This window comes from Mycobacterium sp. 4858 (genome assembly GCF_900240975.1).
In the GTDB taxonomy this organism is placed as follows: domain Bacteria; phylum Actinomycetota; class Actinomycetes; order Mycobacteriales; family Mycobacteriaceae; genus Mycobacterium.
This window is the reverse complement of the sequence record NZ_LT968775.1, coordinates 1,442,490-1,465,133: the sequence shown is the minus strand read 5'-3', so window position 1 is coordinate 1,465,133 and position 22,644 is coordinate 1,442,490. Positions and strand designations below refer to the sequence as shown.

Annotated in this window: 17 protein-coding genes and 1 pseudogene; 7 read left to right on the top strand and 11 right to left on the bottom strand. The window is 68.8% G+C overall.

The window, feature by feature from the left end:
• Nucleotides 1–18: 18 nt before the first annotated feature.
• Entirely contained in the window at nucleotides 19–366 is a 348-nt protein-coding gene (locus tag C1737_RS06840) for a DUF732 domain-containing protein (protein ID WP_068095066.1), read from the bottom strand.
• Between the two features lie 441 nt (nucleotides 367–807).
• Between C1737_RS06840 and C1737_RS06835 the strand changes: the two genes are divergently transcribed.
• The 5 genes from C1737_RS06835 (at nucleotide 808) to C1737_RS06815 (ending at nucleotide 8,829) form a co-directional block, all read left to right on the top strand.
• Nucleotides 808–2,613, top strand: coding sequence for an N-acetylglutaminylglutamine amidotransferase (locus C1737_RS06835; RefSeq protein WP_067924473.1), 1,806 nt, complete (start codon nucleotides 808–810; stop codon nucleotides 2,611–2,613).
• Entirely contained in the window at nucleotides 2,610–4,403 is a 1,794-nt protein-coding gene (gene ngg, locus C1737_RS06830; protein WP_067924470.1) for an N-acetylglutaminylglutamine synthetase, read from the top strand. The genes C1737_RS06835 and ngg overlap by 4 nt, the downstream gene beginning before the upstream one ends.
• Nucleotides 4,404–4,458: 55 nt before the next feature.
• Entirely contained in the window at nucleotides 4,459–5,943 is a 1,485-nt protein-coding gene (locus tag C1737_RS06825; protein ID WP_102417549.1) for an MFS transporter, read from the top strand.
• 113 nt (nucleotides 5,944–6,056) lie between these two features.
• Nucleotides 6,057–6,551 (top strand): hypothetical protein, encoded by a 495-nt coding sequence (locus C1737_RS06820; protein ID WP_102417548.1) that lies wholly within the window; start codon nucleotides 6,057–6,059, stop codon nucleotides 6,549–6,551.
• A gap of 100 nt (nucleotides 6,552–6,651) precedes the next feature.
• Nucleotides 6,652–8,829 (top strand): glutamine synthetase III, encoded by a 2,178-nt coding sequence (locus C1737_RS06815; protein ID WP_067924454.1) that lies wholly within the window; start codon nucleotides 6,652–6,654, stop codon nucleotides 8,827–8,829.
• A 3-nt stretch (nucleotides 8,830–8,832) separates the two neighbouring features.
• On the opposite strand, the gene C1737_RS06810 is transcribed toward C1737_RS06815, so the two are convergent.
• Both C1737_RS06810 and C1737_RS06805 read right to left on the bottom strand, forming a co-directional pair.
• The gene (locus tag C1737_RS06810) at nucleotides 8,833–10,389 is read right to left on the bottom strand and encodes a serine/threonine-protein kinase (RefSeq protein ID WP_102417547.1); all 1,557 of its coding nucleotides are present in this window, start codon (nucleotides 10,387–10,389) and stop codon (nucleotides 8,833–8,835) included.
• A 246-nt stretch (nucleotides 10,390–10,635) separates the two neighbouring features.
• Nucleotides 10,636–11,703 carry an adenylate/guanylate cyclase domain-containing protein gene (locus C1737_RS06805; RefSeq protein WP_231980320.1) on the bottom strand — a complete coding sequence of 356 codons (1,068 nt, stop codon included), beginning with the start codon at nucleotides 11,701–11,703 and terminating at the stop codon, nucleotides 10,636–10,638.
• Between the two features lie 304 nt (nucleotides 11,704–12,007).
• Between C1737_RS06805 and C1737_RS06800 the strand changes: the two genes are divergently transcribed.
• Nucleotides 12,008–13,747, top strand: a complete 1,740-nt coding sequence (locus tag C1737_RS06800; protein ID WP_102417546.1) for a patatin-like phospholipase family protein — start codon at nucleotides 12,008–12,010, stop codon at nucleotides 13,745–13,747.
• Between the two features lie 4 nt (nucleotides 13,748–13,751).
• Here C1737_RS06800 and C1737_RS06795 read toward each other — a convergent pair whose 3' ends face one another.
• Entirely contained in the window at nucleotides 13,752–14,984 is a 1,233-nt protein-coding gene (locus C1737_RS06795) for a sensor histidine kinase (protein ID WP_142393429.1), read from the bottom strand.
• 283 nt (nucleotides 14,985–15,267) lie between these two features.
• On the opposite strand from C1737_RS06795, the gene C1737_RS06790 reads away from it, so the two are divergent.
• Complete coding sequence (locus tag C1737_RS06790; RefSeq protein ID WP_067924439.1) at nucleotides 15,268–16,731, top strand: adenylate/guanylate cyclase domain-containing response regulator; 1,464 nt, start codon at nucleotides 15,268–15,270, stop codon at nucleotides 16,729–16,731.
• 22 nt (nucleotides 16,732–16,753) lie between these two features.
• Here C1737_RS06790 and C1737_RS06785 read toward each other — a convergent pair whose 3' ends face one another.
• The 7 genes and pseudogenes from C1737_RS06785 to C1737_RS06750 form a co-directional block, all read right to left on the bottom strand.
• Nucleotides 16,754–18,529, bottom strand: coding sequence for a serine/threonine protein kinase PknE (locus tag C1737_RS06785; RefSeq protein WP_102417545.1), 1,776 nt, complete (start codon nucleotides 18,527–18,529; stop codon nucleotides 16,754–16,756).
• A gap of 102 nt (nucleotides 18,530–18,631) precedes the next feature.
• On the bottom strand, nucleotides 18,632–18,973 hold the full coding sequence (locus C1737_RS06780; protein WP_067924436.1) for a hypothetical protein: 342 nt from the start codon (nucleotides 18,971–18,973) through the stop codon (nucleotides 18,632–18,634).
• A 143-nt stretch (nucleotides 18,974–19,116) separates the two neighbouring features.
• Nucleotides 19,117–19,809 (bottom strand): pyrimidine reductase family protein, encoded by a 693-nt coding sequence (locus C1737_RS06775; protein WP_102417544.1) that lies wholly within the window; start codon nucleotides 19,807–19,809, stop codon nucleotides 19,117–19,119.
• A gap of 2 nt (nucleotides 19,810–19,811) precedes the next feature.
• A complete protein-coding gene (locus tag C1737_RS06770; protein WP_102417543.1) occupies nucleotides 19,812–20,309 on the bottom strand; it encodes a flavin reductase family protein in 498 nt (165 codons plus the stop codon).
• A gap of 49 nt (nucleotides 20,310–20,358) precedes the next feature.
• Complete coding sequence (locus C1737_RS06765; RefSeq protein WP_067924407.1) at nucleotides 20,359–20,766, bottom strand: ArsI/CadI family heavy metal resistance metalloenzyme; 408 nt, start codon at nucleotides 20,764–20,766, stop codon at nucleotides 20,359–20,361.
• A gap of 26 nt (nucleotides 20,767–20,792) precedes the next feature.
• A pseudogene (gene arsB / locus C1737_RS06755) lies at nucleotides 20,793–22,293 on the bottom strand (ACR3 family arsenite efflux transporter).
• Nucleotides 22,290–22,616: a helix-turn-helix transcriptional regulator gene (locus C1737_RS06750; RefSeq protein ID WP_067924398.1), complete on the bottom strand. Its 327-nt coding sequence runs from the start codon at nucleotides 22,614–22,616 to the stop codon at nucleotides 22,290–22,292. The pseudogene arsB and the gene C1737_RS06750 overlap by 4 nt, the downstream one beginning before the upstream one ends.
• Nucleotides 22,617–22,644: the final 28 nt, after the last annotated feature.

Sequence of the window (22,644 nt, the reverse complement as noted above, 5' to 3'; positions counted from 1 at the left end):
CGAATTCGACGCGGTGGCTCAGGAGGACGACGCGCCGACGCTGGCCTTGTGCTGGGGGCAATAGGACGCCACCGAGGCGCCGAGCAGGAAGGCGGCTTCGTGGGCCGACAGATCCGTGGCCCTGGCGACGCCCATCACCAGCGAGCTCGGCGTCCTGCCCTTGTCGAGTCCGGCGCACATGTTGTGTCCGGCGGCGATCGCGGCGCCCCGGTCGGTGACGACGACTCCGTGTCGCTGAATCTCCGCGATGAACGAATCGTCGTTCGGATCGGCGGACGCCGGCGCGGCGAAAAGCACCGCGGCGGATGCGAGGGCGACCGCGCCGAGCGCCGGCCAAGTCCCGCGATGCGCATTCTTTCGCGTCAAGGTCTTCCTCAATCTGCGGCCGGGCCGTGGTTGCCAGTGGTGGCTGAACGTTAACCAGAACCGAGGCGTGTTTCTCGCCGGAGCTAACCGCGCAGCTCACACAATTCGTCTCGCACCGCGGGGTCGGTTGGCGGTTCAAGGCCGGGTGCGCCGGACGGCCGCCTCAGGATGGGGATCGGAACCTGTTGCACGGCAGTCGGTTTCATCAGGAGGCGGCGGTCCGGGGGCCGGCCCACGGGCGGAACCCGCGGGGGCGGACGTCGCGACCGGCCCGGGAGCGTTCCGACGGCGAGAACACACCGCAACCAAGATTTAACCGTCGCGGGGCTCACCGCGCCCCAAATCCGATCCCGCGGGTGGCAAATCCCGGGCGGACGCCGCCGATCCATTTCACAGTGGCCGTACGGGCGCGCCGCGACCGCCTTCGGTATGGTCCAAGGAGTGTGCGGAGTCACCGGGGAGGTACGGCTCGACGGGCGGGTCCCCGATGTAGCAGCGGTGTCGGCAATGGCCGCCGTGATGACCCCAAGGGGCCCGGACGCGTCCGGTGCCTGGTCACAGGGCCGTGTCGCGCTCGGACATCGTCGCCTCAAAATCATCGACCTCAGCGAGGCCGGCGCCCAGCCGATGGTCGACTCGGAGCTGGGTCTGTCCATCGCCTTCAACGGCTGCGTTTACAACTACAAGGAGCTGCGCAGCGAACTCACCGGGCACGGCTACCGGTTCTTCTCGCACAGTGACACTGAGGTCCTGCTCAAGGCCTACCACCGGTGGGGCGACGACTTCGTCAGCCACCTGCACGGCATGTTCGCGTTTGCCATCGTCGAGCGCGACAGCGGCCGGGTGCTGCTCGGTCGCGACCGGCTGGGGATCAAGCCGCTCTACCTGACGGAGGACGCCCACCGGATCCGGTTCGCCTCGGCCCTGCCGGCGCTGTTGGCGGGCGGCGGCGTGGACACCCGCATCGACCCCATCGCGCTGCACCACTACATGACGTTCCACTCGGTGGTGCCCGCGCCGCTGACCATCCTGCGGGGGGTCCGCAAGGTGCCGCCGGCGTCGCTGATCGCCATCGAGCCCGACGGCCGGCGCACCACCACCACGTACTGGACCCCGGACTTCACCCGGCACGACGACCGCGCCGGCTGGTCGGAAACCGACTGGGAAGAGGCGGTGCTCGACGCGCTCCGCGTCGCCGTCAAGCGCCGGCTGGTCGCCGACGTGCCGGTCGGCTGCCTGTTGTCCGGCGGGGTCGACTCCAGCCTGATCGTCGGCCTCCTCGCCGAGGCGGGCCAGCACGGCCTGATGACGTTCTCCATCGGCTTCGAGGCGGCCGGTGGCGTCGAGGGCGACGAGTTCCAATGGTCGGACATCATCGCGAAGCGCTTCGAAACCGACCACCATCAGATCCGCATCGGAACCGACCGGATGCTGCCCGCGCTCGACGGCGCGATCGGCGCGATGAGCGAGCCGATGGTCAGCCACGACTGCGTCGCCTTCTATCTGCTCAGTCAGGAAGTGGCCCGCCACGTGAAGGTCGTGCAGTCGGGCCAGGGGGCCGACGAGGTGTTCGCCGGCTACCACTGGTACCCGCCGATGGGCTCACCGGCCGCGGCGTCGCTGGAAGGGGCGGTCGCCGAGTATCGCGGCGCCTTCTTCGACCGCGACCCGGCGGAGCTGGCGGGCCTGCTGGGGCCGGGCATCATGGCCCCGGGCGACCCCAGCGAGCGCTTCGTCACCGAGCACTTCGCGCGCGCCGGTGCCGAGACCGGCGTCGATCGCGCGCTGCGGCTCGACACCACCGTGATGTTGGTGGACGACCCGGTGAAACGGGTCGACAACATGACCATGGCCTGGGGTCTGGAGGGCAGGGTGCCGTTCCTCGACCACGAGCTCGTCGAGCTGGCGGCGACCTGCCCGCCGGAGCTGAAGATCGCGCACGAGGGCAAGGGCGTCCTCAAACAGGCCGCGCGGCGGGTGATTCCCTCGGCGGTCATCGACCGGCCCAAGGGTTACTTCCCGGTCCCGGCGCTGACCCACCTGGAGGGGCCCTACCTCGACATGGTGCGCGACGCGCTGTATGCGCCGGTGGCCAAGGAGCGCGGCCTGTTCCGTACCGAGGCCGTCGACGCCCTGCTGGCCGACCCCAACAGTAAGCTGACCCCGCTGCGCGGCAATGAACTGTGGCAGATCGCCCTGCTCGAACTCTGGCTGCAACGGCATGGCATCACGGGTCCGGTGGCATGACCGTGGCCGATCCCCCCGGCGACCACACCGAGGCGATCACGATGGGCCTGCACGACGCCTCGCCGCCGGAGCTGGTGGAGGCGATGGCCAAGGATGTCGAGCTCGAGTTGGGCTGGGGCCGGCTCATCTTCGGCCAGACGTTCGCTGACTCCCAGCAGCTGGTGGAGGCGCTGCGCCGGGAGGGCCCCGGGCGCCGCGACATCTGTATCTACGCCCGCGAATCCCACGTGGTGGTGGCCGAGGCGCCGACGGAGCTCTTCATCGACCCCAGTCACACCTATCGCCTGCGTTTCGCCGACACCGCGCCGGAAGACCTGTCGGCGCCGCCGTTGGGCATCACCGTGCGGACACTGAACGACCCGGTCGACGCCGACGCGATGAACCGGGTCTACGTGCGCTGCGGCATGGTGCCCGCCGGTGTCGACGTCATCTGGAACAACCACCTGAACGTGCCGGCCGTGACTTATCTGCTGGCGGTGCGGGACGCGGACGGCGCCGTGGTGGGCACCGTCACCGGCGTCGACCACGAGTTGCTGTTCTCCGATCCCGAGCAGGGGTCGAGCCTGTGGACCCTGGCCGTCGACCCCGCGGCCGGGCTGCCCGGGATCGGCGCGGCCCTCACCCGGGCGCTGGCCGAGCGCTTCCGCAACGCGGGCCGCGCCTACATGGACCTGTCGGTCGCGCACGACAACGTCGCCGCCATCGGCCTGTACGAGAAGCTCGGCTTCCGCCGCGTCCCGGTGCTGGCGATCAAGCGCAAGAACGCGATCAACGAACCGCTGTTCAGCCCGCCGCCTGAGACGATCGACGACCTCAACCCCTACGCGCGGATCATCGCCGACGAGGCGCTGCGCCGCGGCATCTGGGTCGAGGTGCTCGACGCCGAGACCGGCGAGATGCGACTCACCCACGGCGGCCGCAGCGTGGTGACCCGCGAATCGCTGTCCGAGTACACCTCGGCGGTCGCCATGTGCCGCTGCGACGACAAGCGCCGGACGCGCCGCCTCGTCTCCGAGGCGGGCATCACGGTGCCGCGCGCCCGCCTGGCCACGTTCGACGAAGGCGACTACAACTTCCTCACCGAGGTCGGCGAGGTGGTCGTCAAACCGACCCGCGGCGAACAGGGGAAGGGCATCACCGTCGGCGTGACCGCCGAGAACGGTCCGCAAGACCTCGCCGACGCCCTGGCCCGCGCGCGTGAGCAATACCCGGACGTGCTGATAGAGCAGCGGGTGCAGGGCGACGACCTTCGGCTGGTGGTGATCGACGGCCGGGTGGTCGCCGCCGCGCTGCGGATGCCACCGGAGATCATCGGGACGGGGGAGCACAGCATCCGGGACCTGATCGCGGCCGAAAGCCGGCGGCGCTCCGCGGCCACCGGCGGCGAGTCCCGCATCCCGCTCGACGACCTCACCGAGGCGACGGTCGCCGAGGCGGGCTGGGCGCTGGACGACGTGCTGCCCCAGGGCAGCCGCCTTCGCGTGCGCCGCACCGCCAACCTGCACCAGGGCGGCACCATCCACGACGTCACCGCCGTGGTGAATCCCGAACTGTGCCGCGTCGCGGTGACGGCGGCCGAGGCAATCGGCATTCCCGTGACGGGCATCGACCTGCTGGTGCCCGACGTCACCGGCGCCGAGTACGCCTTCATCGAAGCCAACGAACGGCCGGGGCTGGCCAACCACGAACCGCAGCCCACGGCCGCGGCTTTCATCGACTTCCTGTTCCCCGGCCACCCGGGTCAGCCGGCGGCCTGGACACCCGAGGAGTCGCGCGCCGACCGCGGCTGAGGCTTGCCATCTGCTTCGCTTGGGTAATTCTGAAGATCACTCAGAGAGGAGCCAGATGAGCGGAAGCGTGCAAACCGGGACCATCACCACGCACGTGCCGGCGCGGCTGGACAGGCTGCCCTGGTCGCGATTCCACTGGCGCGTCGTGATCGGGCTGGGCGGGGTGTGGATCCTGGACGGGCTCGAGGTCACGATGGTGGGCAACGTGTCCGCCCGCCTGACCGAAAAGGGCAGCGGCATCGACTTGAACGCCGCGCAGATCGGCCTCGCGGCCGCGTTCTACATCGCGGGCGCCTGCCTGGGCGCGCTGTTCTTCGGGCACCTGACGGACCGGTTCGGCCGGCGCAACCTGTTCATGCTGACCCTGGCGGTGTACCTGGTGGCCACCGTCGCGACCGCCTTCGCTTTCGCCCCCTGGTATTTCTTCGTCGCGCGGTTCTTCACCGGCGCCGGCATCGGCGGCGAATACGCCGCGATCAACTCGGCCATCGACGAGCTGATCCCCGCCCGCCTGCGCGGCCGCGTCGACCTGATCATCAACGGCACGTACTGGCTGGGCTCCGCCGCGGGCGCGGCCGGTGCGCTCGTGTTGCTCGACACGTCGCACTTCGCGCCCAACATCGGCTGGCGGCTCGCGTTCGGCGTCGGCGCCATCTTCGGCATCTTCGTGCTGCTCGTGCGGCGCAACGTCCCGGAGAGCCCGCGCTGGTTGTTCATCCACGGTCGCGACGAAGAGGCCGAACGGGTCGTCGGCGAGATCGAGGAGGCGGTGCGGCAGGAAACTGGCGAGCCGCTGCCCGAGCCGCAGGGCCGCAAGCTGAAGATCCGCCAGCGCGAGGCGATCTCGTTCCGCGAGATCGCTCGGGTGGCGTTCAAGCTCTATCCACGGCGCGCGATCCTCGGGCTGGCGCTGTTCACCGGGCAGGCCTTCCTCTACAACGGTGTGACGTTCAACCTCGGCACGCTGTTGAGCGGGTTCTACGGGGTGCCGTCGGGGAAGGTGCCACTGTTCTTCATCCTTTGGGCCCTGAGCAACTTCGTCGGGCCGCTGGCGCTCGGGCACCTGTTCGACAGCATCGGGCGCAAGCCGATGATCACCGCCACCTACCTCGGCTCCGCGGTGGTCGCGGTCGTGCTCGCGATCCTGTTCGTGACCCAGCTCGGCGGCGTCTGGGCGTTCATGGGCGTCCTCGCGGTCGCGTTCTTCCTGGCCTCGGCGGGCGCCAGCGCGGCCTACCTGACGGTCAGCGAGATCTTCCCGATGGAGACCAGGGCGCTGGCGATCGCGTTCTTCTACGCGGTGGGCACTGCGATCGGCGGCATCACCGGCCCGTTGCTGTTCGGGCAGCTGATCAATTCCGGGGAGCGCGGCCAGGTGGTGTGGTCGTTTGTGACGGGCGCGGCGGTCATGGCGATCGCGGGTCTGGTCGAATTGCGGCTGGGCATCGCGGCCGAACGGCGCCCGCTCGAAGAGCTGGCGTTGCCGCTGACGGTCGAGGACGCCGACCACCGCGAGGACCGCGACGGTGGGCGCGACTGACGGCCCCGGCGTAAAGACGTCGTAAGGGACCCGGTCGGGATGTCCGGTCCGGTTGGGATGATCGCGGGTGTGCTCCGTGCCCCGCGCGTGAGAGATCCTCGGAGTAACGGGTGATGCGGTCCCGCCGTTCGGTGCAGATCCGCCGGCTGCGTGAGTGGCTCGCGCTGTGTGCCGCTCTCGCGCTGATCCCGTGGACGGTTTTCCTGGGAGTGACGTTGCCGCAGAGCTACACCGCCCAGCATTGGCAGGTGACCTGGGTCGGATTCGACCTGTTCCTGCTCGCGTTCATGGTCACCACCGCCGTCCTTGGTTTCACGAATCACCCCCTGTTGACGTTGTTCGCGTTCGCGACGGGCGTGCTGCTGATGTGCGACGCCTGGTTCGATGTGCTCACCGCCGAACCCGGCGACATCGTCGTCGCGGTCCTGGCCGCCGGGGTGGGCGAGCTGCCGCTCGCGGCCGTCCTCATCGCCGGCGCGCTGCGCATCGCCCGTCTGCAGGGTGGGCCCTCCGGGCGTTCGTGGGCGTTCGCCCTGCGGCCGCGCGGGTCCCGCCCGACAGCGGCGGGTCGCGACTCACGATCGAAACCATCGCGGCGATACCGGTGACGCGGGTGTAACAAATTCGCCATCGAGAGTTCCTAAAGTGAGCCGGTCCAGCCGTCCGTCGAGGACAAGCGGTGGGCCCCCTTGAGCGATAGGAATTCCATTGAGCGGCAACGCAGTCCGCCTGCAGGCGATCAACAACGTCGAGGCATACGTCCCTCCTGCCATCAGCTTCGTCCCGGGTGAACTGCCGGGCGAGATCTTCGGCTCCAACGTCTTCACCAAGGCCGAGATGCAGGCGCGGCTGCCCAAGGCGGTGTACAAGTCGGTCGTGGCGACCATCGACAAGGGCGCCAAGCTCGACCCGGCTGTCGCCGATGCCGTCGCGGTCGCCATGAAGGATTGGGCGTTGGAGAAGGGCGCCACCCACTACGCGCACGTCTTCTATCCGATGACCGGGCTGACCGCCGAAAAGCACGACAGCTTCCTGGAACCCGTCTCCGACGGGCAGACGCTCGCCGAATTCGCCGGCAAGACCCTGATCCAGGGCGAGCCCGACGCCTCCAGCTTTCCCTCGGGCGGGCTGCGCAGCACCTTCGAGGCGCGCGGCTACACCGGTTGGGACGTGACCAGCCCCGCCTACGTGCTGGAGAACCCGAACGGCAATACGCTATGCATCCCAACGGTTTTCGTGTCGATGACCGGCGAGGCGCTCGACTACAAGACACCGCTGCTGCGCAGCCAGCAGGCCATGGGTGTCCACGCCGAGCGCATCCTGAAGCTGTTCGGTCACCAGGACCTGAACAAGGTGGTGTCCTTCTGCGGGCCGGAGCAGGAGTACTTCCTCGTCGACCGCCACTTCTTCCTGGCACGGCCGGACCTGATCAACGCGGGGCGCACCGTGTTCGGCGCCAAGCCGCCCAAGGGCCAGGAATTCGACGACCATTACTTCGGCTCGGTGCCCGAGCGGGTGCTCGGCTTCATGATGGACACCGAGCGGGAGCTGTTCAAGCTCGGCATCCCGGCCAAGACCCGGCACAACGAGGTCGCCCCCGGCCAGTTCGAGGTGGCGCCGATGTTCGAGCGGGCCAACATCGCCTCGGACCACCAGCAGCTGCTGATGACCGTGTTCAAGACGCTGGCCAAGAAGCACGGCATGGAGTGCCTGTTCCACGAGAAGCCGTTCGCCGGTGTCAACGGCTCGGGCAAGCACGTCAACTTCTCGGTGGGCAACGCGGAGCTGGGTTCGCTGCTGGTGCCCGGCGACACCCCGCACGAGAACGCCCAGTTCCTGGTGTTCTGCGCGGCGGTGATCCGCGCGGTGCACAAGTTCGCCGGGCTGCTGCGCGTCTCGGTCGCGTCGGCCACCAACGATCACCGGCTGGGCGCCAACGAGGCGCCGCCGGCGATCATCTCGATCTTCCTCGGTGAGCAGCTGGCCGACGTGTTCGAGCAGATCGCCAAGGGCGCGGCGACGTCGTCGAAGGGTAAGGGCACCATGATCATCGGCGTCGACACCCTGCCGCCGCTGCCGACCGATCCCGGTGATCGCAACCGGACCAGCCCGTTCGCGTTCACCGGCAACCGATTCGAGTTCCGGGCGCCCGGTTCGGGGCAGACGGTCGCCGTCCCGATGATCGTCCTGAACACCATCATGGCCGACTCGTTCGACTACATCGCAACGATTTTGGAGAAGGCCGTCGAAAGCGGCGAGGACTTCGACGCGGCGGTGCAGAAGCTGCTCACCGAGATCATCACCGATCACGGCGCGGTGGTGTTCAACGGGGACGGGTATTCGGAGAACTGGCAGATCGAGGCGGCCGAGCGCGGCCTGCCCAACCTCAAGACCACGCTGGACGCCATTCCCGAACTCATCAAGCCCGAATCGGTCGAAGTCTTCGAGAAGTACGGCGTTTTCAACGAACGCGAGCTGCACAGCCGCTACGAGGTGCGGCTGGAGCAGTACGCGCTGACCATCGGGGTCGAGGCGAAGCTGGCCCTCGAGATCGGGACGACCGTGATCCTGCCGGCGGCCCTGCGCTACCAGACCGAGCTCGCCCAGAACGTCGCGACGCTGAAGGCCGCCGGGGTGGAGCCCAACACGGCGGCGCTGGAAGCGGTTTCGGCCCCGCTGTCCGACCTCACCGCCGCGCTGGCGGCGCTGCGCTCGGCGCTGTCGGACCACTCGGCGTCCTCGGCGCTCGAGGAGGCCACCCACGCGCAGGAGGCGCTGCTGCCGGCGATGGAAGCGGTGCGCGCGGCCGCCGATGCGCTGGAAGGCGTTGTGGCCGACGACTTGTGGCCGTTGCCGACCTACCAGGAGATGCTCTACATCCTGTGAGGGTCAGCCGTACGCGTCCCACCACGTATGCAGGTCCTCGACGGTGGCCGGGTCGCCGGAGACGTCGCTGAGCATGAGCTTCTCGTCGTTGGTCCAGATGACGTTCGGGTGGTTGTTGTAGGTGCCGCAGGCGATCAGGCCGGCCGTGTCGTTGGGCGTCTGGTCGTAGTGCCAGCTGATCGGTGAGCGTCCCTCGCCGGGGCAGTTCACCAGGCTGACGTTGCCGATGTCGTCGGTGAAGGCCCTCTTGAGCCGGTCGGGCGTGGGGAACAACCCGTAGGTGGCGTGGCTGGGGCCGCCGGGTTGGGTGTTCGGCCCGCACGTCACCATCGCCACCGCGTGCACCCAGATGCTGCCCGACTCCGGGGTCGCGGGCACGCACGTTCCCGCGAGGTAGCCGGGCGGCAGCAGGCTCATCAGCCGCGCCTGGTCGTCGTTGGGGGCGGCGCTGGACGGCGGCGGGGTTTTCGCGACCGTCGACTTGGCGTGCCGCTGTCCGCCGGGTTGCAGCAGCAGCCAGCCACCGACGGCGCAGGCCGCCAGGACGGCCACCGCCGCGGCCGCCACGATCGGCCAACGGTTGCGCTTGCGCGGCGCGGCGGCGGCCGATGGCGGCGGCGCCTGTGGCAGCGGCGGGTCCGCCGACGTCTCGGTGTGGAAGCTGGTGGGCGGCGCACCGGCGGTTTCACCGCGCCGCAGGATCGTGTCGGCGCGCTCGCGTTCGGGGCTGCTGAGCGCCTTGTGTGCGGCATCGGCCAGGGCCCCGGCGGTGGGATAGCGTTCGATCGGATCCTTGGCCATGCCGCCGGCGATCACCGCGTCGAAGGCCGGGCTCACCCCGGATCCCTGCTCGCTGGGTTTCGGGATGGGCTGCATCATGTGCCCGGCGATCAACACGCCCGTGCTCTCGGCGGGATACGGCGGCGTCGCGGTCAGGCATTCGTAGAGCACGCAGGCCAGCGCGTAGACGTCGGCGCGAGGGGTCACCTCGTCGCTTGAAAACCGTTCCGGCGCCATGTATTTCAACGTTCCCACGGCGGTGCCCAGCTGGGTGAGCTTCTCGTCGGTTTTTGCGCTGGCGATGCCGAAGTCGACGAGATAGGCGAAGTCCTCGCCGGTGATGAGGATGTTCTGCGGTTTGACGTCGCGGTGCATCACCCCGGCCGCGTGGGCGGCATCGAGGGCCGACGCGACCTGGCGCACGATGGCCACGGCTCGCGGGGCGGGGAGCGGTCCGTGCCGTTCGAGCAGGCTGCCCAGGTCGACGCCCTCGATGAGCCGCATCTCCAGATACAGTTGCCCGTCGATCTCGCCGTAATCGTGGATGGGGACCACGTGCGGTTCCAACAACCGGCCGGTGATGCGGGCCTCGCGCTCCATCCGCTTGCGGAAAACCGGGTCCTGGCTGAACGTGTGCGACATCAGCTTGAGCGCCACCGTCCACTGCTTGACGGTGTGCTCGGCTTCGTACACCTCGCCCATTCCGCCGCGGCCGAGGAGTCGCTTGAGGTGGTAGGGGCCGAACATCGTCCCCACCCGCGACCCCTGCGCGCCGGTCATCGAGTGACTCCCATCGACTCACAACACCCTCGGGGGGCGCTCGTGCGGCCCACCCATCTCATCGCACGAAAAGTACAGCATCACCGTTCGGCATGCGATCGCGTCGGTCACCAGGCGGTATGGCCGGCTCGGCCCGCGCGGCGCGCGGCGTCCCAGGGCGGCGAATCATGATGTGCGGTAACGCCTGTCACGCCGGCCCGCCACCGATTCCTCGATCGGCCCCGTGGGGCCGCGCGGCGTGACGGCTCAGTCGGTTTGCACGGGCGTTTCCGCGGTCGTGTGACCGTCCCCCTCGGCGGTGGGGGGTCCGGCGAGGTCCATGCCGGGAACGGTTGTGGTTCCCGCGGTCCGGCGAGCGATGACGGGGAAGACGGTTTCCCGCCCACGCCGGCCCTTCAACTCCACCTTTTCGCCTTCGCCCCAGGTGAAGTGGCCGTCCACCGTGCTCCGGACGCCGCTCGTCACGATCACCGCGGCCCGGCCCTGGCGGCCCGCCAACCCGGCCAATCGGAACGCCACGTTGGTCGAATCGCCGATCACCGCCTCCACCGAACGTGTCATGGCCGCCAGCGCCACCGTGCCCACCACCACCCCCCACCCCATGCGGATCGGCGAGTCGTCGGGGCCACGCAACGGCAGTCCCGGCCCGAGTTCCTGGACGAGCCCGTTGGCGGCGAGTGCGAAATCTATTGCCCGCTCGGCGGCGTCGGCGAATTTGCTCGCCTCCCAGATCGCGAATATCGCATCGCCCGCGTAGTGGTTGAGCGTGCCCTGGTGGGCGCGCAGCACAGCGCCCACCTCGTTCCAGAGCGTGTGCAGGCTCCTGGCGACGACGCTCTCCTCCGTCACTTGGGAGATCGTCGAGTAGTTGATGATGTCACCGACCACCATCACCAAGGCGGCTTGGCTGATCCGGGTGCGTGTCAGGCCGTGGGGCATGGCGGCAGCGGCGGCGTTGAACCGTTGCGAGCGGAAGATCAGGGCCACGTCGCCGATTCGGATCTCGTCACCCGGGCGGATCGGCCGTGGCACCGCGCGCTCCAGGCGCATCCCGTTGACCATCGTGCCGTTGGTGCTGGTGTCGATGGCGAAAGCCTGGTCGGCGGCGGCGTCCAACCGGATCTCGAGATGGGTGCGCGAGATCTCCGGATCGCGAATCATCAGCCTGCGTGGTTCGCTGATCCCCGCGCATTCGCGGCCGATGAACAGCTGATCGAAAATGGGCACGCTGCGTTCGGAACCACCGTCGTTGACGACCAGGTAGCCGAGCGGCTCACCCGGCCCCCCACCGGGCATCTCGATCGCTGAAGTCATGGTTGCCTCGCCGCGTCTCATCACCTCGTGCCGGCGGTTTGCTGCGGACAATACCGCAAGGCGCCGCGGTGATCGCGGGAACCGAAGGCGTCCAAGCGGTGTGGCACCCCGTGGGTGAATACGGCGTGAACCGCAGGCGGCGTTCAACCCGGGGTTTGGCGACTAACGAGCGGCGTCTCGATGTTTCGACGGCTCAGTGCCACAACGACTTTCGATTGCCGCGGACGGCGACGCGGTCTGCCGATAAGCTCCCACTACACCTTTCCGTGATCGGTCGGAGGAGCGATGATGCGTCCGGCGGCTTATGAGCGCTAACCAGCAGTGGCATGCGGCCGACGCGCGGACCGCTTTGCGCAAGGTTCCGATACTGGCGGACATCGACGACGAACAACTCGACCGGCTCTGCGCCGCCGTGGAGCGCCGGCATGTTCCCGCCGGCGAGTGGCTCTTCCGGCTGGGCGACCCATCGGATGCCATCTTCGTGATCGACTCGGGCCGATTCGCGGCCTTCGGCGCCGACGGCAGTCTCCTGCGCGAGATGGCCTCGGGTGACTCGATCGGGGACCTGGGTTTGATCGCCGGGGCCGCTCGGTCGGCAGGAGTGCGCGCCATCCGGGACGGCGTCGTGTGGAGGATCGCCGCCGACGTGTTCACCGCGGTGCTCGAGAAGGCGCCGCGACTGCAGTTCGCGATGCTCCGGGCGATGGCACGGATGCTCCGCGAGTCGCGTTCCGTGCACGGTTCGCTGCGTCCCCGCGTGATCGGGGTGTTGGCCACCGGGGAGGTCGGCGCCGGGCCGACGGTCGACGCGCTCGTGGCCCGGCTGACCTGTTACGGCCGGGTTGACGCGCTCGCGCCACCGCCCGAGACGACGGCCCCGGCGGGCGGCGGCGGCGCCTTCGTCGAGGCGTTCAGCGAGGTGCTCGACCGGGCCGAGCGCGGCAACGACTGGGTGCTGCTGGTGGCCGACCGCGGTTCCGGCGAGCAATGGCGACGATACGTTGTCTCGCAATGCGATCGGGTCGTCGTTTTGGTGGATCCCACCCGTCCGCCAACCGACCTCGATCGACCCGACACAGGGCGGCCGATCCACTTGATCACCACGGCCGAACCCGACCCCCGCTGGTGGGACGCCTTGCATCCGGTGTCGCATCATCCGGACAGCGACGACGGCATCGCAGCCCTCGCCCGCAGGATCGCGGGCCGCTCCCTCGGCTTGGTGTTGGCCGGCGGTGGGGCGCGCGGGCTCGCGCACTTCGGGGTGTACGAGGAACTCACCCGGGCGGGGATCGCCATCGATCGGTTCGGCGGGACGAGCGCCGGCGCCATCGCGTCCGCCGCGTTCGCGTTGGGCCTGCCCCCAACGGAGGCGACCGCCGCGGCGCGCAAGTTCATCGCCCAGACCAGCCCCCTGAGCGACTACACCCTCCCCGCGGTGGCGCTGACCAGGGGAGCCCGTGTCGATCGGTTGCTGCGCGAGTTCTTCGGAAGCGCGTTGATCGAGCATCTGCCCAAGGAGTTCTTCTCCGTCTCGGCGGACATGATCACCGGGAACCAGATCGTGCACCGGCGCGGGCCGCTGTCGACGGCGGTGCGCGCATCGATTTCGATCCCTGGCCTCCTGCCGCCGGTGCCACGCGGCGAGCAGCTCCTCGTGGACGGGGGACTGCTGAACAACCTTCCGGCCGACGTGATGTGCGCCGATCAGGACGGTGAGGTCATCTGTGTCGACTTGCGTCGAAAGTTCGTGCCGTCCAACGGTTTCGGCTTGCTTCCGGCGGTCCTTCAGCCACCGCGCCTCGTTCGGCATCTGCTCACCGGGACCGACGCCGCCGTGCCGCCACTACAGGAGACCCTGCTTCGCGCCGTCGACCTGGCGGCCTCGCGCGGGGATCTGCGCGCACTTCCGCGGGTCGCGGCCGTCATCGAGCCCGACATCTCCGCCATCGGGCCGTTGGACTTCAAGAAGATCGATGCGGCACTGGAGGCCGGGCGGGCCGCCACCCGCGCGGCCCTCGAAGCCCAGCCGCACCTCGTCGCGTGACGGCCTAGGCGGGCGTCGCGGCCGCCGCGGGCACGGACTCCAGCGGAAGTCGGACGACGAAGCGGGCGCCGGAACCGGGCTGGCTGCTGACATCAAGCTGCCCATGGTGACGGTTGTCGATGATGTTCTTGCTGATCGACAGCCCGAGTCCAGTGCCGCCGCTGCCGTGTTTGGTGGTGAAAAACGGCTCGAAGATGTGGGGTAGTGCTTCCGGATCGATGCCGGGCCCGTTGTCGGCGACGACGACGGTCGCCCAGCCGTCCTCGTGTTGCACCGAAACCCGCACCTCGCCCACGCGATCCGTGACCGAAGCGGCGGCCTCGAGCCCGTTCATCACCAGGTTGATCATCACCTGGACGAGGTCGCCTTCGACGCCGCGTACCACCGGGTCGGCGTCGTCGAGTTCGACGTGAATCGCGCATCGCGCACCCTGGTGGCCGGCTCTCCAGGAATGCTCGGCGAGCGCGGCGCTCTGCTCGACGATCTGGTCGAGACGACACGAATGGGCGTCGCCGGCAGCCGATCGACCGACCTGAAGCATCGTCGCCATGACGGCCAGCGCCCGTTCGGCGTGGTGGAGGATCTTGGTGGAGTTCGCCTGGAGATCCGACAGGAGATCCGACACCGGCTCGTCACCGTCGCCGGTCGTGATCTCGCGGAGTTCGTCGCACAGCTCGAGGTTCAACTCGGCGAAATTCACGACGAAGTTGAGCGGGTTCTTCGTCTCGTGAGCGACGCCGGCGGTGAGTGTCCCCAGGGCGGCGAGCTTGGCCTGTTCGACCAGGCTCAGGCGGAGTTCGCGTTCGGCCGCCCGGCTCCAATCGATGGAACTCAGCAGATAGTTGAAGCACGCCGCGGTCCGGCCGAAGTCGTCCTGGCTGTAGACGGGCAACCCGTAACGGTCCGCCAAGGGCTGCCACGAATCGGTTCCCACGCTGTCGGCGATGTCCCGGCGGGCCGCCGACAGCCGTGTGGAGACCGCATGTAACCGGTGGCCGACGACGCGGCTGACGATGAGGAAGTTCACCAGGCCGACCAGAATGCCGGCGCCCGTGGCGACGGCGAACGGGAACGGTCGCATCGCATGGGCGGCGGGCACGCCGTCCGCCACGGCGATGAACGGATCCCACACGCCGATGGCCAAACCGAAACCGATCATCGCCGCGGCGAGGTTCCAGAAAATCCTCCTGGTCGGCCAGGGGCGCCGCACCTGCGGGACACTGGTTTCTGGTTCCACGTCGCCTCACCGAGTCAGCGTTATTCATGCGCAGTGTAGGACATTTCGCCTGGGGGGCCACGGCACAAAGTGAAGAATTGATGACCGCCGAGTGGCCGGATGCGGTACGTTGAGGGGCGAATCCGGTTGCCGCAGAAAGGGTGTGGTGGAGGGTCGGCGTGGCCTGCCGGACACCGAGCGTTCACATTCGAGATGTGTTGCGGCGGTTAGCCATTCCGCATGTGCGGATGCTTTGACTCGGTTACGATACGCGGGACCTTTGACACCCGGACCAGGAGGTGTGATGCAGGCGCACGAACCGCACCGCGGGCTGGGGGTTGAATTGGCAGAGAAGTCACAACCGGTGCGCCTGTTGGTCGTCGACGACGAAGAGGACGTTCAGGCGCTCTTTCGGGGGCGTTTTCGCAAGGAGCTGCAGCGGGGGGAGTACACCCTCAGCTTCACCACGGACCCGCTGCAGGCCCTGAAGATGGTCGACGAGAGCCCCGACCTGGAAGTTCTGATCACCGATCTCAACATGCCCGCGATGAACGGGCTTGAATTGCTGGCCGAAGTCGCAAAGCTGCGCCGGCCCCTCAAGACCATCGTGCTCACCGCCTACAACGACGCCAGGAACATCCGGGGCGCGATGATGCGCGGCGCCTTCGATTTCCAGGTGAAGCCGCTTGACCTGGAGGACCTCCGAGCCACCATCGCCAAGGCCGTCACGATCGTGCGGGAACTCCAGGCCGGCGAGGAGGCCCGCCGCCGCACCGTCGAGCTGGTGGAGCAGAAGCGCCGCGTCGAGGAGATCTTCGGGCGGTACGTGTGCGAGGAGGTGAAGGCCCAGCTGCTGGCCTGCCCCGAGGGACACCTGGGTAGTGAACGCCGCACGCTGACCGTGTTGATGGCTGACATCCGCGGATTCACCGGACTGTCCGAAGTCCTCCCGCCCGAGCAGGTCGTGCAGGTGCTGAACGGATATCTCGAACGCGCGACCGAGGTCATGTTCCGCCGGAACGGCACGATCAACGAAATCCTCGGAGACGGGATGCTCGTGTTCTTCGGCGCGCCGATCAGCGACGACGACGCCACCGCGAACGCCGTCGCGGCCGCCCTCGAACTGCAGCTGGCCATGAATGACCTCAACGCCACCCATCGGCGCGAAGGGCTTCCCGAACTCGCGCTCGGCATCGGCGTACACACCGGGGAGGCCGTCGTCGGCACCATCGGGTCACGGCGGCGGCAGAAGTACACCGCGATCGGCAAAACGGTCAACCTGGTCGCCCGAATCGAATCGCACTCCGTCGGTGGTCAGGTCCTGGTGTCCGACTGGGCATATCGCGAGATCCGTGATGTGGCATCCACGTTGGCGTCGTTCCAGGTGCGTGTCAAAGGCATCACCGAGCCGGTCACGGTACACGACGTCCGAGGGCTGGCCGGCGAATACAACCTCCAGCTACCCACCGTCGAACGCGCCCTGACCCGCCTGCCGGCACCCATATCCATCGGTGTGGCGGTCATCAAGGACAAGGTCATCGGCGACCCGTTTCCCGCCGAGCTGATCGCGAGCGGTGCGGAAGCGGTCCGGGTCCGCTCGCAACGGGTGATCCCCCCGTTCGACGACCTCATGCTCGACGTCGCGGGCGCGACGATCTTCGCCAAGGTCGTCGAAAGCGATAGTCAGCAAGGGTTTTGCGACGTGCTCGCCGTATACACCTCGGTCGCCGACGATGCCCGGCGGGCACTGGCCGCCCTCGGGTCGTAGTGGTTCGGCTCCCGCGACGCGATCACCCGAGCAGCTTGGTCAGCCAGGTCGGGTCGGAATAGTTCACCGACGCGGTGCCGTCCCACACGAACGGGGTGGAATTGGCGTTCAGCCCCGACAGCGTCGCATACCCGTTGGCGGACTTCGCCTTTCCCGTGCCGACATCGTCACCGGATTTGATGCAGGTCATGACGTCGGCATCCGCGCCGACGGACTTGGCCAGCGAAGCGAGCTCCCCGTCGGTGCGGTCCTCGGCGGCGTCCTCGGCCGGCTGGAAGCTGCTGGCGAACAAGCCCGAATAGAAAGCGGTGTACAGCTTGGGATCGTTCTGCGCGGCCACGCAGTACGACGCCGCGACTGCCCGGGTCGAGTAGTTCTTGCTGTGCGACTTGTCGTCGAGGAAGTCCAGCAGGTGGTAGCGCACCGCGAGCTTCTTGTTGTTGACCGCGGTGTCGATGTCGCCCGCGTTCGACCGGATGAAACTGCCGCACGGCGGGCAGATGGGTTCGTTGAAGATGTCGATTGTCATCGGCGCCGCCGAGCTGCCCACGTACACGCCGTCGTCGAGCACCCGCAGCGCGACGGCGTCCGGCGGCGGCGGTTGCGAGGTCGGCGCGGTCGGGGACGACGACTCCCACGGCCGGACGATGGCGAGGACCAGACCCACGACGGCCAGCACGGCGACGCCGGCGATGCCCACCCACAGCCACGGTTTCCGGCGCGGGCGCGGCGGTTGGCCCCAGGGCGGCGCCCCGACGGGGCCGGCGGATCCCCATGCGGGGGCCCCCGCCCAGCCCGTCGGCTGGGGGACCGGGGCCGGCGGCGCCGCCCACATCGGGCCGGACGCCGGGGCGTGCGCCGGGGGTGCCTGGGCGACTCCGGCGGCTTGCTGGCTGGCGAGCGCGGCCGGTATCCGCGCCACCTGGCTGCGCTGCAAGATGTCGGTGGCGCGGTCCCGGTCGGGTTCGGCCAGCGCCGCGTAGGCGGCCACGGACAGGTCACCGCAGGTGGCGTAGCGGTCCGCGGGATCCTTGGCCATCCCGCGCGCGATCACCGCGTCGAACGCGGCCGGGATGCCGGGCCGCGCGGCGCTGGGCTGGGGGATCGCCTGGTGCAGGTGGGCGCCCATCACGCTGACCTGGTCGCCGGTGTACGGCGGGGATCCGGTCAAGCACTCGTAGAGCACGCAGGCCAGGGCGTAGATGTCGGCCCGATGGGTGATCTCGGCGTCGCTGAACCGCTCGGGGGCCATGTACTTGACGGTTCCCACCGTGGTGCCGAATTGCGTCAGCTTCTCGTCGGACGTGGCGCTGGCGATCCCGAAGTCGACGAGGTAGGCGAAGTCGTCGCCGCTCACCAGGATGTTCTCCGGCTTGACGTCGCGGTGCAGCACCCCGGCGGCGTGCGCGGCGTCGAGCGCCGAGCCGATCTGGCGCACGATGGCCACCGCCCGCGGCGGGGACAGCGGCCCGTACCGGCTCAGCATGGTGCCCAGGTCCTTGCCGTCGATCAGCCGCATGTCGACATAGAGCTGACCGTCGATCTCGCCGAAATCATGAATCGGGACGACGTGCGGTTCCTGCAGCCGGCCCGCGGTGCGCGCCTCGCGCTGCATGCGGGAGCGGAAGACGGGGTCGTTGGACAGCGTCTGCGACATCAACTTCAGCGCCACGATGCGCTCCCGGACCGTGTCCTCGGCCTCGTAGACGTCACCCATGCCGCCGCGGCCGACCAGCCGCCGCAGCCGATACGGACCGAACTGCGAGCCCTCCCGCGAATCCGCGGTCGTGTCACCCATCCCGACTCCTCAGCCACCGACCGTGCGCAGGCATAAGGCTAAGGTCTCACCGGCCGCCAAGCACGGCGAATAGCGAAAGCCAGCTAATTCGACGGTGCGCAGTCAACGGGGTTCGTCGTCACCGCCGCTGCGTTCGGTGAGCCCCTCGCGGGACAGCGCCCGGACGAATCCGAAGGCCTGCATCCCGGCGGGGCCGGGGTTTTCGGTGATCCAGTTGTTGATCTTGCCCAGCGCGTTGGCCAGGTCGTCGCGCCGGACGCGGATCAGGTACGTCAGGCGGTCGTCGTCCGGATCGTCGATGGACTCGGCGACGGCGACGGGATTCTTGAAGGCGTACGCGATCCCGTGCACGGAGTCATGGTTCAGCGCCCACTGAAGTTCGCTGGGCCGCAGCCGGTTCACCGCCAGGTTGCGGTAGTCGTGATCGTCTTTTGAGCTGCTCACCTGGCCGATGGTCCTCCTCTGTGTGGCTCGAGAAAGTGGACGGCGAGGGACTGAAAACGATGCCGCGCAGGCGATTCGATGTGAGGGTGAAACCGGGCATTTCCATCATAGGAAGCGAGCGCATTCGCTGCATTTCGAGCGGATCAGCGGCGGTACCTCAGGAACAGGTAGTCCTCCAAGACCAGCGCGTGTTCGAGGCGCATCGCGACCGGGGTGCGCAACGGCGACGGCATCAGGCGGTGGCCCACCGGCTGGCCGGCCGCGAGCTTGGGGGCCAGCGTCACGCAGATCTCGTCGACCAGGCCGGCCTCCACCAGCTCGTCGAGCACAGTCGGGCCGCCCTCGCACAGGATGCGGTGCATGCCCCGCTCGCGCAGCAGCGCGACGGCGCGCGCCACGTCCACGGAGTCCTCGCCGGCCAGCAGCACCTGCCGCCCGCCGTCGTCGCCGGGGTGGTCGCGCGCCGCCGCGGCCTGCGCGCAGGTCACCACGATCGGTGGCCGGTCGGGGTCCGCCAACAGCCTCGACGGCAGTTGGCCGCTGCGGCTGATCACCGCGACCGGGGGCGGCGCGGTCCGCCCCGGCTCGGTGAGCCGCACCGGGCCGTAGTTCTCGGTGCGCGCGGTCCCGGCGCCCACCAGGACGACGTCGGCGAAGCCGCGCAGGATTTTCAGCAGCTGCTGATCGGCGGGACACGACAGCGGGCCGGCCCGGCCGCCGAACGCGGCGGCCCCGTCGGCGCTGAAGATCATGTTGGCCCGCACCCCGTGCGGGGGATCGGCGTAGAACGACGCGAGTTCGGTGACGCCGGCGACGGTGCCCACCCGGGGAGCCACGGCTACGCCTCGTGGCCGGGTTCCAGGTGGCGGACGTCGCCGAAGGACACCCAGCGTTCGAGCTCTTCCGGCGGGCGGCCGTCCACCGGCGCGAGCAGGTGCCCGACGTGGTCGCCCAGCGAGAACCTGTCGAGAATCTCGCCGACGAACCATGCGGCGGCGTCGTCGAGAATGGGCACCCCCGCCGGGCCGGTGTGCCAGGAGCAGCGGTCGAACTTGTTGACCGTGTCGCCGGTCTGGCTGCCGAACAGCTCCACGACGTCGAGGTGGTCGTGGTCGAACAGGTGCACCGCCAGGTGAGTCGCCTCGGTGGCGACCCGGAACGTGTGGTTCTTCTTGGACAGGCCGACCAGGAATCGGGGCGGGTGGATGCTGGTCTGGCTGGCGAACCCGACCAGACAGCCCGCCGAGACGTCGTCGGCCCGCGTGGTCACCACGTACATCGGGTAATTCAGCAGGCCGACCAGTTTCTCGAACGCGTCTTCTCCCGGGTTGGTCATCCGGTCAGTCTTCCCAATCGAACCGAGGGGCAACCACCCGGCGGTGCCCCTAGGCCTGGCAGCAGGGCTCGTCGGCGGTGTCTCCGAAGGTCTCCGAGTCGGCGATGACGGTGTAGACCTCCCACCGTTCCCCGCCGGGACCGCTGACCCACACCTTGTCCTGCGTGGCGAAGCAGCAGGTGGTGTCGAGCTGCTCGTCGGTGACCAGCCCCCGGTCGCCGAGCCGGGCGATTTCGGCGTGCACGGTCTCACTGGAGCCGACTTCCACGCCGAGATGGTTGAGGCTGCCGCCGTGGCCGGGGTTCTCGAGCAGCACCAGCTTGAGCGGGGGTTCGGCGATCGCGAAGTTGGCGTAGCCGGGTTTGACCTTGGCCGGTGCGGTGTCGAACAGCTTGGAGTAGAACGCGATCGCCTCCTCGAGGTCGTCGACGTTGAGGGCGAGTTGCACGCGAGACATGAGGTGTCCTTTCTTTCGGGTGCGGGCTAGGGGGTGGGGGCGGGCAGGAGTTCGGCGATCAACGCCGCCACACGCTGGGCGATGTCGTCGCGGATGGCGCGCACGGTGGCCAGCGGTTGGCCGGCGGGGTCGGGCACTGTCCAGTCGCGGTAGGACACCCCCGGAAAGTAGGGGCAGGTGTCGCCGCAGCCCATGGTGATCACCACGTCGCTGGTCTGCACGTCGTCGCCGGTGAGGACCCTCGGGCTGGCGGCCGTGATGTCGATGCCCCGCTCGGCCATGGCGGCGATCGCAACGGGGTTGATCTCGTCGGCGGGCTGGGTTCCGGCCGAACGGACTTCGATGCGATCGTCGGACATCTGGCTCAGCAAGGCGGCGGCCATCTGTGAGCGGCCGGCGTTGTGCACGCAGACGAATAGGACGCTGGGCTTACCGGTCATCGGGGGCTCCTTGGGTTGAATCGGCCCGGAACAGCCGGGGGCGCAGCGCGAGCGAAACGTAGACCAGCCCGACCAGGACGGGCACCTCGATCAGCGGGCCGACCACCCCGGCGAGGGCCTGCCCGGACGTGACGCCGTAGGTCGCGATGGCCACCGCGATGGCCAGTTCGAAGTTGTTGCCGGCGGCGGTGAACGCCAGGGTGGTCGTGCGGGCGTAGCCGAGGCGCAACAGGAGTCCCAGCGCATACCCGCCCGCCCACATGATCGCGAAGTAGGCCAGCAGCGGGATGGCGATCCGGGCCACGTCCCATGGCCGGGAAGTGATCTCGTGGCCCTGCAGGGCGAACAGGATCACGATGGTGAACAGCAGCCCGTACAGGGCCCACGGCCCGATGCGGGGGAGGAACCGCGTCTCATACCAGTCGCGGCCCCGGAATCGTTCGCCCAGCCGGCGCGAGAGGTATCCGGCCAGCAGCGGGATGCCGAGGAAGATGAGCACGGCCTTGGCGATCTGCCAGGGCGAGACGTGGATGCCGGTTTGGGGCAGGCCCAGCCAGCCGGGCAGCACCGACAGGTAGAACCAGCCCAGCGCGGCGAACATGACCACCTGGAACAGCGAATTCAGCGCGACCAGCACGGCGGCGGCCTCGCGGTCCCCGCAGGCCAGGTCGTTCCAGATGATGACCATGGCGATGCAGCGGGCCAGCCCGACGATGATCAAGCCGGTGCGGTACTCGGGCAGGTCGCCCAGCAGGGACCAGGCCAACGTGAACATCACCGCGGGACCGACCACCCAGTTGAGCAACACGGACGACACGATCAGCTTCCGGTCGGCGGTGACCTCGTCGAGCCGGTCGTAGCGGACCTTGGCCAGCACCGGATACATCATGACCAACAGCCCGAGCGCGATCGGCAGCGAAATGCCCTGAATGGCAACGGCGCTCAGGGCCGAACCGAGGCCCGGAACGACTCGGCCGAGCAACAGGCCGGCGGCCATCGCCGCGCCGATCCATAACGGCAGCAGCCGGTCCAGCGTGGGGAGGCGGGTCGCCGCCGTGGTGGGCGCCGGGGCGCGGGTGTCGGTCATGGCCGCAGCACCGACGAAAGCCGCTGCAGCGCAGCGGGAATCACCCAGTAGTACACCCAGGTGCCGCGCCGCTCGCAGTCCAGCAGCCCGGCTGAACGCAGCAGCTTGAGGTGATGGGAAATTGTTGGCTGCGACAGATCGAAGGTCGCCGATATCTCGCAGACGCAGGCCTCGCCGCCGGGGTGGCTGGCGATCAGGCTCAACAACCTCAGGCGTACCGGATCGCCCAGCGCCTTGAACATGCCCGCCAGTTCGGACGCCTGCGACTCATCCATGGCGGCCGACCCCAGCGTCGCACAGCACGTCTGCGCTTGATTCGACATTCTTCTATATAAACACTTCTCGAATCAG

What these genes read in the sequence shown, in the direction of transcription:
- ngg (WP_067924470.1), top strand. Translation starts at nt 2,610, where the DNA reads ATGACCGTGGCCGATCCCCCCGGCGACCACACCGAGGCGATCACGATG.
- C1737_RS06825 (WP_102417549.1), top strand. Translation starts at nt 4,459, where the DNA reads ATGAGCGGAAGCGTGCAAACCGGGACCATCACCACGCACGTGCCGGCG.
- C1737_RS06820 (WP_102417548.1), top strand. Translation starts at nt 6,057, where the DNA reads ATGCGGTCCCGCCGTTCGGTGCAGATCCGCCGGCTGCGTGAGTGGCTC.
- C1737_RS06810 (WP_102417547.1), bottom strand. Translation starts at nt 10,389, where the DNA reads ATGACCGGCGCGCAGGGGTCGCGGGTGGGGACGATGTTCGGCCCCTAC.
- C1737_RS06805 (WP_231980320.1), bottom strand. Translation starts at nt 11,703, where the DNA reads ATGACTTCAGCGATCGAGATGCCCGGTGGGGGGCCGGGTGAGCCGCTC.
- C1737_RS06800 (WP_102417546.1), top strand. Translation starts at nt 12,008, where the DNA reads ATGAGCGCTAACCAGCAGTGGCATGCGGCCGACGCGCGGACCGCTTTG.
- C1737_RS06790 (WP_067924439.1), top strand. Translation starts at nt 15,268, where the DNA reads ATGCAGGCGCACGAACCGCACCGCGGGCTGGGGGTTGAATTGGCAGAG.
- C1737_RS06785 (WP_102417545.1), bottom strand. Translation starts at nt 18,529, where the DNA reads ATGGGTGACACGACCGCGGATTCGCGGGAGGGCTCGCAGTTCGGTCCG.
- C1737_RS06770 (WP_102417543.1), bottom strand. Translation starts at nt 20,309, where the DNA reads ATGACCAACCCGGGAGAAGACGCGTTCGAGAAACTGGTCGGCCTGCTG.
- C1737_RS06765 (WP_067924407.1), bottom strand. Translation starts at nt 20,766, where the DNA reads ATGTCTCGCGTGCAACTCGCCCTCAACGTCGACGACCTCGAGGAGGCG.
- C1737_RS06750 (WP_067924398.1), bottom strand. Translation starts at nt 22,616, where the DNA reads ATGTCGAATCAAGCGCAGACGTGCTGTGCGACGCTGGGGTCGGCCGCC.